We start from the raw sequence: 14,770 nt of genomic DNA, 5'->3' as shown, positions 1-14,770 counted from the left end.
CGGGACCTAAGGCGAGGCCGAAAGGCGTAGTCGAAGGACAACAGGTTGAAATTCCTGTACCACCGTGAACCGTTATGAGCAATGGGGTGACGCAGAAGGATAGTGACGCGAGCTGATGGATGCTCGTCCAAGCAGTAAGGCTGATGTGTAGGCAAATCCGCACATCATTAAGGCTAAGCTGTGATGGGGAGGGAAAATTACAGTACCGAAGGTCATGAGTTCAGGCTGCCAAGAAAAGCCTCTAGCCAGGGAGAAGGTGCCCGTACCGCAAACCGACACAGGTAGGCGAGCAGAGCATGCTAAGGCGCGCGGAAGAACTCTCGTTAAGGAACTCGGCAAAATGACCCCGTAACTTCGGGAGAAGGGGTGCCTCGGTAGGGTGAATAGCCCGAGGGGGCCGCAGTGAAAAGGCCCAAGCGACTGTTTAGCAAAAACACAGGTCTGTGCGAAGCCGCAAGGCGAAGTATACGGGCTGACGCCTGCCCGGTGCTGGAAGGTTAAGGGGAGCGGTTAGGAGCAATCCGAAGCTGTGAACCGAAGCCCCAGTAAACGGCGGCCGTAACTATAACGGTCCTAAGGTAGCGAAATTCCTTGTCAGGTAAATTCTGACCCGCACGAATGGCGTAACGACTTGGGCGCTGTCTCGACGAGAGATCCGGTGAAATTTTAATACCTGTGAAGATGCAGGTTACCCGCGACAAGACGGAAAGACCCCATGGAGCTTTACTGCAGCTTGATATTGGACTTTGGTACGATCTGTACAGGATAGGTGGGAGCCTGAGAAGCATGAGCGCCAGCTTGTGTGGAGGCGACGTTGGGATACCACCCTGATCGTATCGGAGTTCTAACCTGGTACCGTGATCCGGTATGGGGACAGTGTCAGGTGGGCAGTTTGACTGGGGCGGTCGCCTCCTAAAGAGTAACGGAGGCGCCCTAAGGTTCCCTCAGAATGGTTGGAAATCATTCGAAGAGTGCAAAGGCATAAGGGAGCTTGACTGCGAGACAAACAGGTCGAGCAGGGACGAAAGTCGGGCTTAGTGATCCGGTGGTACCGTATGGAAGGGCCATCGCTCAACGGATAAAAGCTACCCTGGGGATAACAGGCTTATCTCCCCCAAGAGTCCACATCGACGGGGAGGTTTGGCACCTCGATGTCGGCTCATCGCATCCTGGGGCTGAAGTAGGTCCCAAGGGTTGGGCTGTTCGCCCATTAAAGCGGTACGCGAGCTGGGTTCAGAACGTCGTGAGACAGTTCGGTCCCTATCTGTCGTGGGCGTAGGAAATTTGAGAGGAGCTGTCCTTAGTACGAGAGGACCGGGATGGACGTACCGCTGGTGTACCAGTTGTCTCGCCAGAGGCACGGCTGGATAGCTAAGTACGGAAGGGATAAGCGCTGAAAGCATCTAAGCGTGAAGCCCCCCTCAAGATGAGATTTCCCAATTAGTAAGACCCCTTGTAGACGACGAGGTTGATAGGTTCGGGGTGGAAGCGCGGCAACGTGTGGAGCTGACGAATACTAATCGGTCGAGGGCTTATCCAAATACATGAACTTCAGCATGCTTTGTTTCGATCCAGTTTTCAGGGAATAAGTAAAGCCATCGTTCGACTAACGAACGATGGCTTTTCGTTATATAAAATAGTGATCATAAGCTGCTCCATTTGCAATAAGCAGAGATGAATCGAACGACCCGCTACTGGGCATAGCAGGACGTGTCGTTTTCATTAATTATCAAATAACCATTGGACATATGGGCTCGAAGCAAGTAAAGAAGCAGGAGACGTGGAAGTAGAAGCCAAACATGGATGAACAGTAGGTAGGCTAAGAAAACAGGTGCTAGCCATGGATAGAAGCATCCTAGGATAACGATGATGATCCATAGCGCTTGAAGATGAAGCCGGCAAACTTTTGCTAAGGAAATATAGCTGCGGGGTACGTATCCAAGCCATGGAAATCGCAGTGACCATCTCCATGATTTGGGTGCTTGCCCTTCTTTGGTCTGAAGGAGTAAGCGAAGAATAAAAGCGTGAAGGATAGGCACACTGACAAAACCTGCCAAGGTCGGTACAGGCTCAAGCAGAAATAACGACAAAGCCGTCACAATGGCGAGGACAGACCAGTAGATATAGAGATACAAAGGGTTACGATGTATTCTTTTGAGCAGACGATAGTGATAGATGGTCGAATCTTTGGACAAGGCTCTTTCATTTGGTTTATTGAAACTATTCAAGGCTGCATCCACCTGTCTATCGTATTATTGATCCAATACATTATATCGGTAGGATATAATAAAATTATAAGGAATTATGCACCGGAAAAGCATCAATCACATAAAAATAGTTCAGGACGGTTTAATCTTGAGAGAATCGGACATACTGATAGATAAAAGAATAGAGGTGATTGGAATGGGCGATGCGCTGCAGCACGAATGTACAGGACCCTGCATCATCTGCGGACAAGACAAAAAACAAGGCATCATGATTATATCAGAATTCATATGTGAGGATTGTGAGACTGAGATGGTCCGAACGGATGTAAGCGATCCTAAATACCCGTTTTTCATACATCAAATGAAACAAATCATTTATAAAAAAAATGCCTGAACCTTCAAATCAACGGCTCATTTTGTCCTGAATAAGGATGGAAGTGGGCTTTTTTGTTTGGTACAATACGTGTAATATCGGTTTGCGAAATGAGGATTTTCATGCAATTACATCACAGAGCGCCCCTCTTCGAGAAGCTCGCCGCGCATTCGCGGAGGAATGCGGTAAGCCTTCATGTACCTGGCCACAAATCAAGAGAGAGCGTTTATCCGGGAGCGTGGGAACATTATGGGGGCATGCTCAACATTGACCTTACAGAAATTCCTGGTCTTGACGATCTTCACCATCCGGAAGGGGCGATTAAAGAGGCCCAGGAACTGGCGGCCGATTGCTTCGGTGCGGAGGAAACGTTATTTTTGGTGGGTGGAAGCACGGCAGGGAATCTGGCCATGATCATGGCTGTATGCCGTCCGGGAGATTTACTAATCGTGCAGAGGGATGTGCATAAGTCGGTCATTCACGGGCTTACGCTTGCCGGAGCAAGGGCTGTATTTATTACACCCCGGTACGATGAACATACAGGGCTTACCATTGGACTCCGTCTTCAGGATGTGGAAGATGGCCTGAACCGCTACCCCGAAGCAAAGGCACTTTTCGTTACGAATCCAAGCTATTATGGGCTAGCTGCAGATCTGAGTTCTTTAGCCAAGCTTTTGCATAGCCGTGGAAAGCTTCTGCTTGTCGATGAAGCGCACGGCGCCCATTTTGGCTTTCATCCTGCTTTGCCATCATCGGCCTTGGCTGCAGGTGCCGACGCCGTGGTGCAGTCCACTCACAAAATGCTGACCGCGATGACGATGGGAGCCATGGTTCATCTGCAGGGTGAACGGTTGAACCGACGTCTGCTTAGGAAAGCATTAGCCATGCTGCAAAGCTCCAGCCCTTCTTATCCGATCATGGCCAGCCTTGATTTAAGCCGGCGATTGTTGGCGGAGCAGGGGATGGAGCTTATGAAGCAAAGCATGCAAACGATAAAAGACATTCGCGTGTGGATCTCCGAGCAGCGGCGGTGGAAGGTATGGGAGATACCGGATAGCCTGTTATCTGAGGGATTCAGACAGGATTTCTTCAAGCTAGTGCTTAGCGATGCATCGGATAAACTCTCAGGCTATGCCATAAAAGAGCAATTGGAACTTCACGGCTGTTATCCTGAGTTGGCGGACCCGAAGCACGTGCTTTGCGTGTTTACCTTAGCCAGTACGGTTAAGGATGTGAAACGTCTCGCCGATGCGCTTGCAGAGATTGATAAGGCTACGGAAGGTCTTCTTTCGTCAGAGGGGGTCTTTGCGCAGGTAGAAAGCGCGGCTATGGAAGGGAGCATCTCCGAGCCTGTAGCATTTGGTTGGAACCAGATAGAGGAAGAAATAGAAGAGGTGGAAATGATACCGGTTGCCGGATCCGCAGGGCGTAAAGCAGCGGAGATGATCGTTCCATATCCTCCGGGGATACCGGTTCTGTATCCGGGTGAGCGAATCACTAAGCGTACAGCGGTCTACTTAGAGCGTCTTGTAATTCTAGGTTCACGGTTCCATGGGTATGATGTTGCGAAGTCCGGAAGAGTTCCGGTTTATCAAGCGGGAGAATAAGGAGACGGAAACGTGCGACAAGGTTTTTTTATAACGGTGGAAGGCGGCGAAGGGGCCGGTAAAACATCGGCGATCAGCGCTATTATAGATCAGGTGGTTGAACAAGGCTATGAAGTGGTATCGACCCGCGAACCGGGAGGTATTCCGATTGCAGAGCAAATTCGCGACGTTATTTTGGACAAGAGCCATACAGCAATGGATGCTCATACCGAGGCGCTGCTTTATGCGGCGGCCCGACGTCAGCATTTGGTGGAGAAGGTGATTCCGGCTTTGCAGGCGGGCAAGGTTGTGGTGTGCGACCGGTTTATCGACAGCAGCTTGGCTTACCAAGGGTATGCCCGGGGCCTAGGAATGGAAGATGTAATGGCTGTGAATCGTTTTGCCATCGGGGATTGGATGCCGGACCTTACTCTTTTTATGGATGTGCGGCCTGAAATAGGGCTTGCCCGAATTCGTGCGGATCTAGGACGGGAGATCAATCGGCTTGATTTGGAATCCATGTCTTTTCACCATAAAGTAAGGGAAGGCTATATGCAATTGCTGGAGCGTTTTCCTGAGCGGATGATAAGGTTGGATGCGGAGAAAGGGCTGGATGAAGTACTTCGGCAGCTGAAGCAAATCGTGAACCAAAATCTTCGAAGGAGAGTATAATATAAATAAACAAAATGATAGAAAATTGAGCCTATATTATATAATAGAAGGAATTGCTCTACTCCTTGTCTAATTATTAATGTAGCAAGAGGATTTATCATTCATTTGGCAAAGGAGGCTGGATGTATGAAGCTAGTTATCGCCGTTGTGCAGGACAAAGACAGTAACCGATTGTCGAACGCACTGGTTAAAGAAGGTTTTCGGGCTACAAAGCTGGCAAGCACAGGAGGTTTTTTGCGCGCAGGGAACACGACCTTCATGATCGGTACAGAAGACGAGAGGGTGAATGAAGCGCTCCAGGTCATTAATGCGAACTGCAAAATCAGGGAGCAAATGGTGACTCCGGTATCTCCGATGGGAGGAACTACAGATTCGTATATTCCTTTCCCAGTTGAGGTTCAGGTGGGTGGAGCCGCGGTATTCGTGCTTCCGATCGAGCGATTTGAACACTTCTAAGAAAAAAGGATGCGAATCATGTGAAAATTAACCCGGGCTGGCGGCCTTTCGGTAAAGAAATCATACGCAGCGAGAACCATTCATCCCAGCAGCTTCAACAGAAGTCGTTTAGCGACATGATGCAGCAGCAGGACGGAAGAGCTACCCGGGAGCAGCTTCAGCGCATTCTGCAGCAGATTGAGCAGCAGGGGCAGCGGCTTGTCAAGTCGATGACCATCCGGGAGCTGCGGCAGTATAAACTGCTCGTCAAGCAGTTCTTAGAGGAAACCGCGCGTCGCGGCGTACAACTCCGTGAGACGCGCGGATGGGATCGGCGTGGCAGAACTAAACGGTACAAGATTCTTGAGGAGATTGACCGGGAGCTGCTGGGTATGGCCGAGGATATGCTGGAAACGGAGCAAGGACACATTGACCTGCTCCAGAAAGTCGGCGAGATTCGCGGCATCCTGATCAATTTGTCTTTTTAATAGCGGAAAGGAATATAGACAGGCATGTCTTTTCAATCCATAGCAGGACAGGAACGTGTAAAACGTATTTTGCAAAACAGTCTAAGAACGGATAAAATATCGCATGCTTATATTTTCACAGGACCGTCCGGGACGGGAAGAAGGGCGATGGCGAAAGCTTTTGCACAAGCGGTTTATTGCAAGGTGCTGCCGGATGATGCCTGCGGTGAATGCTTGGACTGCCGCAAGGTGGAGCATGGCAATCATCCCGATCTGCATGAGGTGAAACCCGATGGGGCTTCCATTAAGATTGAACAGATCCGCGAACTTCAGAAGCAGTTCGCTTATCGGGCATCTGCTTCCGGAATCAAGATGTATGTTATCGAGGATGCCGATAAAATGACAGTGCAGGCTTCCAACAGCTTGCTTAAATTTTTGGAGGAGCCAACATCCCAGGTTGTGGCCATTTTGATTACGGATAACGGACAAGCCCTGCTGCCGACGATCCGCTCCAGATCGCAATGGATTCCCTTTGTGCCGATCGGTCGAAGCGAAATGCAAAAGACACTGCTTCAGGAAGGACATCCGGCCGTTCTGGTACAAGTGGCTGTGCATATGGCGGCGGGAACTGAAGCTGCTCGTGGGCTGATTCAAGGAAATGGGTTTGCAGAACTCCGAAACCTAGTGATACAATTAGTAAGGGAAAGCTTGACCCGTCTGCCTGCCGCTCTGCTGACCGCACAGCAGAAGCTAGCGAAGGGCGAGTTTTCCGAGCAATTGCCAAGATTTATGGATATGCTCATTTTGTGGCTCAAGGATATGGTACAGCTGGGTATCGGCAGCAGGGAAGGGCTGGTCTTTTCAGATCAGGTCGATTGGATGTCGAAGCAAGCATTATCTTACCCAATGGAACATTGGATCGCCTGTCTTGAAGAGGCGGTAGAGACGCAGAAACGATTGCGGTTTCATGCCAATTCCCAGCTAGCGCTGGAAAATATATTTATGAAGCTTAAGGGGGTGTAGGATTGTTCTCCGTTGTAGGTGTTCGCTTCAAAAAAGCGGGTAAAATTTATTACTTTGATCCAAGTGATCTTCCGGTCGATCAAGATAGCGCTGTTATCGTAGAAACGGCTCGTGGTGTCGAATACGGAAAGGTCGTGATCGGTCGCAGGACAGTAGGAGAGTCCGATGTGGTCCTTCCGCTGAAGAAGGTTATCCGCATCGCAGACCAGCAGGACGCCAAGCTGGTTGAGGATAATAAGCAGGCGGCCCATAATGCATTTACTGTTTGCCAGGAGAAGATTAAAGATCATCAGCTTCGTATGAAGTTAGTGGATGTTGAATATACATTTGATCGCAATAAAATCATTTTTTATTTTACTGCTGAAGGTCGAGTTGATTTCCGCGAGCTGGTGAAGGATCTGGCCGGGATTTTCCGGACGAGGATTGAGCTTCGTCAGATTGGAGTCAGGGACGAAGCCAAGATGCTGGGCGGTATCGGGCCCTGCGGGCGAATTCTTTGCTGCTCCTCCTTCTTGGGAGATTTTGAGCCGGTGTCGATCAAGATGGCCAAAGATCAGAATTTGTCGCTCAACCCGACCAAAATATCGGGCTTATGCGGTCGATTAATGTGCTGCTTGAAATATGAGCATGATAATTACGAAAGTGCCAAGGACGACCTACCTCGTGTAGGCAGTGAAGTGGTTACATCGTTCGGGAACGGAAGGTTGATCTCTTTGAACGTGGCCGAGCGTACAGCAAAAGTACAGGTTTTTGATCTGAAAAAAGTAATGGATCTTCCTTTGGATGATGTGGTGGAGCAGCATTAAGCGATTCGCTGCTTCTGCGGCTTGAGGTGAAGAAAGAGTGAATAAGAGAGATTTATTCGTACAAATCGAACAGTTGGAAGAGCAAACGGGTGCCTTGCATTCCGAGCTCGGATCTTTAAAGCGGCAAATCATCGAACTGCTAGAGGAAAATAAGCGGCTGGGAATTGAAAATCAGCAGCTGCGCAAGTTGTTGAAGAAAGAGACGGAGCCTATCACTCCTGCTCTTAAGACGGAAGGTAACGGTGCGGATGCAAGTGCGGATACTGCGGCCGCCTCCGTTTTGATCAAAGAACCTACCGGTGAAGGCTATGACAATCTGGCCCGCATCTATCACGAAGGATTCCACATTTGTAACGTTAATTATGGGCATTTGCGAACGGAAGGCGATTGTCTGTTCTGCATGTCTTTCTTAAATAAATAAATGCGAACCGTAGGGAGGATTGACTTCTCTACGGTTTTTTTGAAGGAAAGAGGAGTTTAAGGTTGGAACAAGTACCGATATATGAATATGAGCGGATTGACGATTTGTTAACCCAACAATTGAAAATCATTCAAAGCGACGAGGTGTTCAGTTTTTCGATGGATGCCGTTCTGTTGGCGAGGTTTTGTTCGGTTCCTCATAGAGGGAGCATAGTCGACTTGTGTTCAGGGAACGGTGTTATTCCACTGCTGCTGACGACGCGAACACGTGGGGCGATTACCGGAGTGGAGATTCAAGAACGTCTCGCCGATATGGGAAAACGGAATGTGCTGTTAAACGGATTGGAAAACCAAATCACGATGATCCATGGTGACTTGCGTAACGCCCCCGATGACCTAGGTCATGGGGGATTTGATCTGGTAACCGTCAATCCGCCTTATCTACCCGTTCCAAACGGGGAGCAGAACGTGAATGCTCATGTCGCTGCAGCCCGGCATGAGGTACACTGTACGCTTGATGATGTACTGAGGGTAAGCAGCAGGCTTGTTCGCAGCGGCGGTCGGGTGGCGATGGTGCATAGACCAAGCCGTTTGGTGGATATTTGCTGCACGATGCGGCAATATCGGTTGGAGCCGAAACGGATTCGATTTGTTCATCCGCGTGCAGATGCCGAAGCCAACATGGTGTTGATTGAAGCGCTGCGTGATGGCAAGCCTGAGGTGCGCATGCTGCCGCCGCTGATTGTGTACAAGAATGAAAAGGAATACACCGATGAGCTGTTCGAGGTGTACTATGGCCAACGGGATACACTTGCTTATACAGGAAATATATATAATAGAAGGAATAGATAACCTTGAACATACAAAAGAGTTACCATGACGATGGACAGCAGCGCGGAAAATTGTATTTGGTAGGAACGCCGATCGGCAACCTGGAGGATATGACATATCGTGCGGTTCGCGTGCTGCAGGAAGTGCAGTGGATCGCTGCCGAGGATACTCGGCAAACCCGTAAGCTGCTCACGCACTTCGACATTGCCACACGGATGGTCAGTTACCATGAGCATAATAAGCATGCGAGCGGACCGGAGCTGGTGCGTCTCATGCAAGCGGGCGATTCGATTGCACTGGTGAGCGATGCAGGGCTACCGGCCATTTGCGATCCCGGCGCAGATTTGGTTAGGCTGGCTATTGATTCCGGAGTAGACGTCATACCCATTCCTGGTGCGAACGCAGCACTCTCCGCGCTGATCATGTCGGGGTTGCCGACAGAGCGGTTTACTTTCGTGGGCTTTCTGCCGCGAGACAAAAAACCATTGGAGAAGGAACTCACCGCACTAAAGCGGGAGCCGGGTACAGTAATCTGCTACGAATCTCCTCACCGGGTAGTCAAAACGTTAACTGTTATGGCGGAGGTTCTTGGTGAGGATCGTGAAATTGGCCTAATCCGGGAGCTCACCAAAAAGTATGAGGAAGCCATTCGCGGAACCATCGGGGAATGCCTCGCTCATTTGGACGAGCACCCGCCGCAGGGCGAGTACTGTCTAGTTCTTCGCGGCGGTGGTGAAGGCTCTGAGGGAGATGACACCGCATGGTGGACCAGCATAACGCCTCAAGAGCATGTAGAGAAATACGAAGCCGAAGGCCTTGACCACAAAGAGGCGCTTCGGCGCGCCGCCCAAGACCGCGGCGTCCCGAAGCGCGAGCTATATAATTTACTCCATCAGGGCAGTTGATCAGGAAATAGTTTGTCGTTGCCTGTGATCTTGCGATGCTGCCGTAGCAGCGAGCTCTCTCTTCCCGAACAAGAGCTGTCGAGGCTTGCCTCGGGTGCGTCTCCACGGCGGGGCGTAACTCCAACACGCGCCACAAGTCCGCACATGCACTCCAACGGAAGAACGCCGCAATCAAGCGTGTGCCCGATCATCTCATGCCAAGAGGTGATCCCAAACAGAGCGCTCCTCCCACTGAACCTACCATCAAGGCGCCTAGCGGGGTCCAGGGGCAGCCGCCCTTGGGGTCCCCCTTGGAAGGGGGATTTAGGGGGATGAAAAAAAGAACCCCAAACCGTGGAGACCACGAATCGGGGTTATAGAGGAGATATGAAAAAGGTTAGAATTACCATTGGTAAAATTACTATCTTCATTATACCTTATTTTTTTTATTTTGTCACAGGTATTGGCATTTCAGATAAACATTCGTGACAAACAATTTTTCCTTTGAAGTAAGAGACATTTTCTGCGTTACCACAGAAGATACACGCAGGCTCATATTTCTTTAACATGATACGCTCTCCGTCTACATAAATTTCCAGAGCGTCTTTCTCACCGATGCCTAAAGTTCTGCGAAGTTCAATCGGAATAACGACACGACCCAATTCATCGACTTTTCTAACGATACCAGTAGATTTCATCATTGTAAAATTTCCCCTCTCAAAGAAGCTAGAAGTATAAAGCATAGCGGAAGAAAATTAATCGTCATGATTCGACATAATTCTTTATCAATATGATACCAACCATTCCCAAAATAGTCAACAAGAAAAATGAAATAATTTCTGTTATTATATGGAATATGGCTCTATATTTGTTATATCATAAGGAAAAACAAAGAAAAAATGTGAAGTGGGACACACTTTTTCGGCAATTTCGTCATTTAAAATATGATTCTTCAGCACGTTTTTAAATCGATTACATAAAAAAGCATGTAAGTATTGGGAAATAAATTCGACATTATTCGACAATAAAATTAAATGTATGCGGTCTTTTTGTCGAAAAAAGTCCGATGATCAAGGAGGAAAGCTATGAACGTGCCAATGAAAGAAGAAAAAGTCTTCAAGGATCCCGTGCATAAGTACATTTATGTTCAGGACCAAACGATTTGGGATCTGATCAATACAAAAGAATTTCAGAGGCTGCGTCGGATTCGTCAACTCGGCACATGCTTTCTGACCTTTCACGGGGCCGAACACAGCAGGTTCTCTCATTCACTCGGCGTATACGAAATCACCCGCAAAATCATTTCCCAATTTGAGCGTAATAAGTACGAGGATTGGCCAAAAGAGGAAGGGCTGCTGTGCCTTTGTGCTGCTTTGCTGCATGATGTAGGACATGGACCGTTCTCCCATTCCATTGAAAAGACGTTTGGAACTCACCACGAAGAATGGTCATGCAGGATCGTGCTGGGGGATACGGAAGTCAATGAGGTGCTACAACGGGTCTCACCAACATTCCCGCAGCAAGTGGCCGACGTCATCGCCAAAACCTACCATAGAGAAATCGTCGTCAGTCTCGTGTCCAGCCAGTTGGACGCCGATCGGATGGATTATTTGCTTCGGGACGCTTATTTTACCGGGGTAAATTACGGCACCTTCGATTTGGAGCGAATTCTTCGTGTCATGCGTCCCTACCAAGGACATATTGTCGTGAAGGAGAGCGGCATGCATGCGGTGGAAGATTATTTGATGTCACGGTACCAAATGTATTGGCAGGTCTATTTTCACCCGGTAACCCGTAGTGCGGAAGTGGTGCTGCATAACATTTTTCAAAGAGCGAAACGGCTTCATGAAGAAGGGTATCCGTTTGAATTCATGATCTCGCCTCTGCTGAAGCTCTTTAAACAACAGCTGACGGTAGAGGAATATTATTTCTTGGATGAGGCGTTGATGCAAACCGTACTGATGCAGTGGTCCTTGGAGAACGACCCGATACTCTCCGATTTATGTTCCCGCTTTTTGCAGCGGCGCCTGTTCAAATATGTAACATTTGACCAGTTAGATACCGGGCTGATTGAACGATTGGGAAGCTTGATGCGAAGCTTTGGCATCAATCCGGATTATTACATGGAAATTGATTTCCCATCCGATCTATCGTATGATGTGTACCGTCCGGGGGAGCAAGATGAGAAGCTTCCTATATTGCTTCTGGATTCAAAGAATACATTAACCGAAATTTCCCGCAGATCGGAGATTGTTCGCTCGATCAGCGGCATCCATATGGGTAAATTCCATTTGTATTACCCCTATGAATTACTGCTGAATCATTATGAGGAACTGGATGCAGACGTCCGGATGCTGTTGGGATTATCCTAAATCAACTCATCAAAATGATGAAAAAAAGGAGTACGCTATGCTGATCGACAGTCATGTGCATTTGAACGCGCAAGCCTTCGATGAAGATCGACACGAAGTGATTGAGAGGGCAAGAGAGAACGGAATTCGTCGAATGATCAATGTCGGATTTAATCGGGAGACCATTCCTAGCTCTATCGCTTTGGCGGAGCAGTATGATTTTATATATTCCACTGTTGGTTGGCATCCGACGGACGCAAAGGACATGACGCAGGAGGATTTGGAGTGGATCGAATCGCTTTGCAGTCATGACAAGGTGGTGGCCATTGGGGAAATCGGGTTGGACTATTATTGGGACACGTCCCCGAGGGATATACAAGCCCATGTGTTTCGGGAACAAATCCGAATTGCTCGTAAGCTCGGTATGCCGATCGTCATCCATAACCGGGATGCGCATCACGACATCGTGCAAATCTTGCGGGAGGAGAAGGCGGCTGAGGTCGGCGGCGTGATGCATTGTTATTCCGGAAGCTGGGAAACGGCGAAAATGTGCCTGGATATGAATTTTTATATCTCTTTCGGCGGACCTGTCACGTTTAAGAATGCAAAGCAGCCCAAGGAAGTGCTGGAGAAGGTTCCGTTGGATCGACTGCTGATTGAAACGGACGCTCCTTATCTCGCTCCCCATCCGTATCGGGGCAAGCGAAACGAGTCGTCTTATGTTCGACTTGTAGCCGAAACGGCTGCCCAAATCAAAGGCATTTCGCTGGAAGAGTTGGCTGAGATTACCTCAAGGAATGCTGTTTCAATTTTTGGTATAAAGTGAATTATCGCACAAAAGAGGACATGCCTTTTTTTATCCAAAACAAGATAAACGAAGAAAACAAGACTAAAACCGTACCCGCCGAAGAGAAAGATGGTTTTTGTTCTATAATTTCCGAAAATTAACGAAAAACAAGTGAAAACCAAGCTTTTTTACAAAGTTTGTATACTTTACAACTCTAGCCTTCGCATCGTACACTCAATATTAACTTCATACGATTGCCAAATTTCCAACATCGCTGAGTTCCGTAAGGGAACGGGGGAACCGCATCGCGGACGTCAAACGTTACGCTGTTTGATGAATGGGGTGTTTTTTAAGGGGTGAATCTTGGGGCAGATAGCTGCTCCCGAGTAGGGCGACTCTCAAGTCCGAATCCGTCAGCTAACCTCGTAAGCGTTCTGAGAGAGGTAACGATTGTCGTCGGCTTCTATTTTCATTTTCGGAAAATGAGAAAAGTCACGGGAAGGTTCCTCTTCTCCGCTGACTTTTTTTGCATTCCCCGAAAATGGGATAAATGTCCAAGCCAGTTCATACAATGAGATCCAAGGGAGGTGGCTTTGGGGAAGTGCGGTTCTGAGGCCGTTGAAGTAACGTTGGTAATTTGGAGAAGAAAAAACTTTACCATAGTCGCGTCAGATCAAATCAACATAACACTCGGATGGCGGGGCTTTAAGGAGGACCGAACAAGTGGGAGTTGTGACACCAGAACAAACCCATGAAAGACGATCATCCAGCTTGTCCTTCGCATTGCGATGGAAGCATGAAAACTTGCGTATGATATCGATCATTGCACTCATATTATTCGCTATGACTTTCATGTTGTTGATCATGTTTTACGGTACGTCAATCAAAAACGTATCGGTCGTTGTAGACGGAACGGAAAAAACGTTCCAGACGAAAGAATCAGTTCTGCAGCGCATACTGGATGAGCAAGGCATCTCTGTCGGCGAACACGACCGTGTGTCGCATTCTCTGGAGGCTTCGATGGAATCGGGAGACCGAATCATTATCGAGAAAGCCAAACCAGTTCAATTGACAGACGGCGGACAAACAAAGACCGTATATACGACAGGGAAAACGGTGGAACAACTGTTCGCAGATCTACAAATCACACTTAGTGAACTCGATAAAGTGACGCCCGCATTGGATTCGGTGATAGATGAAAATAGCGAAGTCAAGATAGTCCGTATTAAGAAAGATGTCGAGGAAATTCAAGAGCCGATCGCTTTCGATACGGTGAAGAAGAACGAACCGAAGCTGATCAGAGGCAAAGAGCAGATTGTTCAAGAAGGACAAGAAGGCATTCTTCTCAAGAAGAAGGAAAAAGTGTTTGAAAACGGTGTGCTCGTATCCGAACAAATCGTCGATGAAAAGATTCAAACCGAAAGTGTTCAAAAAATTATTGCGGTCGGAACGAAGAATCCGGTAGTGGTATTATCTTCGTCTTCGCCTACCATGGAAGAGTTGACCAAAAACGGAGTGAAATTCGACGTTAAGCAGGTCCTCAATAACGTGAAACTGACTGCTTATAGCGCGGGGCCGGCATCAACAGGCAAGGATCCCGATCATCCGCAGTATGGAATCACGGCATCAGGTGCGAGAGTAACGGAAGGTCGCACGATTGCGGTTGATCCCAAAGTCATTCCGATGGGCTGGTGGGTTTACATTGAAGGTCTTGGCTTCCGCAGAGCGGAAGACACCGGAGGTGCAGTCAAGGGGAATAAAATCGACGTTTATTTCGAAAGCCATGATTATGCCGTACGCTTCGGTACAAAACAAGGCAAGACCGTATATGTCATCGGTCCAAAGAAACCGTCGGTTGATTAAGGACGGGCAATTAGGGCAGACTCATCATATATAGAACAGATCAAGAAGAGGTACGGTTAACGTCC

At 48.4% G+C, this 14,770-nt stretch carries 15 protein-coding genes, 1 rRNA gene and 1 riboswitch (1 of these 17 running past the window's edge); of the genes, 14 read left to right on the top strand and 2 right to left on the bottom strand.

Going from position 1 to position 14,770, the window contains the following annotated elements; genetic code table 11:
• A 23S ribosomal RNA gene (locus tag JOE45_RS15105) occupies positions 1-1,540 on the top strand (it extends 1,382 nt beyond the left edge of the window).
• Positions 1,541-1,691: 151 nt separating this feature from the next.
• Here the strand turns inward: JOE45_RS15105 and JOE45_RS15100 are convergent.
• Positions 1,692-2,228: a hypothetical protein gene (locus JOE45_RS15100; RefSeq protein ID WP_210019458.1), complete on the bottom strand. Its 537-nt coding sequence runs from the start codon at positions 2,226-2,228 to the stop codon at positions 1,692-1,694.
• 175 nt (positions 2,229-2,403) lie between these two features.
• Here JOE45_RS15100 and JOE45_RS15095 point away from each other — a divergent pair, with 175 nt between their 5' ends.
• The 10 genes from JOE45_RS15095 (at position 2,404) to rsmI (ending at position 9,725) form a co-directional block, all read left to right on the top strand.
• The gene (locus JOE45_RS15095) at positions 2,404-2,601 is read left to right on the top strand and encodes a sigma factor G inhibitor Gin (protein WP_210023283.1); all 198 of its coding nucleotides are present in this window, start codon (positions 2,404-2,406) and stop codon (positions 2,599-2,601) included.
• Between the two features lie 101 nt (positions 2,602-2,702).
• Complete coding sequence (locus JOE45_RS15090) at positions 2,703-4,187, top strand: aminotransferase class I/II-fold pyridoxal phosphate-dependent enzyme (protein ID WP_210019459.1); 1,485 nt, start codon at positions 2,703-2,705, stop codon at positions 4,185-4,187.
• A gap of 12 nt (positions 4,188-4,199) precedes the next feature.
• Positions 4,200-4,838, top strand: a complete 639-nt coding sequence (gene tmk, locus JOE45_RS15085) for a dTMP kinase (RefSeq protein ID WP_210019460.1) — start codon at positions 4,200-4,202, stop codon at positions 4,836-4,838.
• 126 nt (positions 4,839-4,964) lie between these two features.
• Positions 4,965-5,294 (top strand): cyclic-di-AMP receptor, encoded by a 330-nt coding sequence (locus tag JOE45_RS15080; RefSeq protein WP_210019461.1) that lies wholly within the window; start codon positions 4,965-4,967, stop codon positions 5,292-5,294.
• 20 nt (positions 5,295-5,314) lie between these two features.
• A complete protein-coding gene (locus JOE45_RS15075) occupies positions 5,315-5,761 on the top strand; it encodes a YaaR family protein (protein WP_210019462.1) in 447 nt (148 codons plus the stop codon).
• Positions 5,762-5,785: 24 nt separating this feature from the next.
• Entirely contained in the window at positions 5,786-6,763 is a 978-nt protein-coding gene (gene holB / locus JOE45_RS15070) for a DNA polymerase III subunit delta' (RefSeq protein ID WP_210019463.1), read from the top strand.
• Between the two features lie 2 nt (positions 6,764-6,765).
• Positions 6,766-7,569, top strand: coding sequence for a PSP1 domain-containing protein (locus tag JOE45_RS15065; protein ID WP_210019464.1), 804 nt, complete (start codon positions 6,766-6,768; stop codon positions 7,567-7,569).
• A 37-nt stretch (positions 7,570-7,606) separates the two neighbouring features.
• Positions 7,607-7,990, top strand: coding sequence for an initiation control protein YabA (locus tag JOE45_RS15060; RefSeq protein ID WP_210019465.1), 384 nt, complete (start codon positions 7,607-7,609; stop codon positions 7,988-7,990).
• Between the two features lie 62 nt (positions 7,991-8,052).
• The gene (locus JOE45_RS15055) at positions 8,053-8,841 is read left to right on the top strand and encodes a tRNA1(Val) (adenine(37)-N6)-methyltransferase (protein WP_210019466.1); all 789 of its coding nucleotides are present in this window, start codon (positions 8,053-8,055) and stop codon (positions 8,839-8,841) included.
• A complete protein-coding gene (gene rsmI / locus JOE45_RS15050) occupies positions 8,838-9,725 on the top strand; it encodes a 16S rRNA (cytidine(1402)-2'-O)-methyltransferase (RefSeq protein ID WP_210023284.1) in 888 nt (295 codons plus the stop codon). Before JOE45_RS15055 ends, rsmI begins: the two co-directional genes overlap by 4 nt.
• A gap of 425 nt (positions 9,726-10,150) precedes the next feature.
• On the opposite strand, the gene JOE45_RS15045 is transcribed toward rsmI, so the two are convergent.
• Positions 10,151-10,405: an AbrB/MazE/SpoVT family DNA-binding domain-containing protein gene (locus JOE45_RS15045; RefSeq protein ID WP_010501678.1), complete on the bottom strand. Its 255-nt coding sequence runs from the start codon at positions 10,403-10,405 to the stop codon at positions 10,151-10,153.
• Between the two features lie 384 nt (positions 10,406-10,789).
• Here JOE45_RS15045 and JOE45_RS15040 point away from each other — a divergent pair, with 384 nt between their 5' ends.
• The 3 genes from JOE45_RS15040 (at position 10,790) to JOE45_RS15030 (ending at position 14,705) form a co-directional block, all read left to right on the top strand.
• A complete protein-coding gene (locus JOE45_RS15040; protein ID WP_210019467.1) occupies positions 10,790-12,076 on the top strand; it encodes an HD domain-containing protein in 1,287 nt (428 codons plus the stop codon).
• Between the two features lie 37 nt (positions 12,077-12,113).
• A complete protein-coding gene (locus JOE45_RS15035; protein ID WP_210019468.1) occupies positions 12,114-12,881 on the top strand; it encodes a TatD family hydrolase in 768 nt (255 codons plus the stop codon).
• A 223-nt stretch (positions 12,882-13,104) separates the two neighbouring features.
• Positions 13,105-13,290, top strand: a riboswitch (cyclic di-AMP (ydaO/yuaA leader).
• Between the two features lie 275 nt (positions 13,291-13,565).
• On the top strand, positions 13,566-14,705 hold the full coding sequence (locus tag JOE45_RS15030; RefSeq protein WP_210019469.1) for a 3D domain-containing protein: 1,140 nt from the start codon (positions 13,566-13,568) through the stop codon (positions 14,703-14,705).
• Positions 14,706-14,770 lie beyond the last annotated feature (65 nt).

Source organism: Paenibacillus sp. PvR098 (assembly GCF_017833255.1).
GTDB lineage: Bacteria > Bacillota > Bacilli > Paenibacillales > NBRC-103111 > Paenibacillus_G.
The sequence above is the reverse complement of the archived record's forward strand: the minus strand, read 5'-3'. Positions and strand labels throughout refer to the sequence as shown.

Excerpts from the sequence above, each read along its gene's own strand:
- JOE45_RS15080 (WP_210019461.1), top strand. The coding sequence starts at position 4,965 with ATGAAGCTAGTTATCGCCGTTGTGCAGGACAAAGACAGTAACCGATTG.
- JOE45_RS15040 (WP_210019467.1), top strand. The coding sequence starts at position 10,790 with ATGAACGTGCCAATGAAAGAAGAAAAAGTCTTCAAGGATCCCGTGCAT.
- JOE45_RS15090 (WP_210019459.1), top strand. The coding sequence starts at position 2,703 with ATGCAATTACATCACAGAGCGCCCCTCTTCGAGAAGCTCGCCGCGCAT.
- holB (WP_210019463.1), top strand. The coding sequence starts at position 5,786 with ATGTCTTTTCAATCCATAGCAGGACAGGAACGTGTAAAACGTATTTTG.
- JOE45_RS15095 (WP_210023283.1), top strand. The coding sequence starts at position 2,404 with ATGGGCGATGCGCTGCAGCACGAATGTACAGGACCCTGCATCATCTGC.
- JOE45_RS15035 (WP_210019468.1), top strand. The coding sequence starts at position 12,114 with ATGCTGATCGACAGTCATGTGCATTTGAACGCGCAAGCCTTCGATGAA.
- JOE45_RS15045 (WP_010501678.1), bottom strand. The coding sequence starts at position 10,405 with ATGATGAAATCTACTGGTATCGTTAGAAAAGTCGATGAATTGGGTCGT.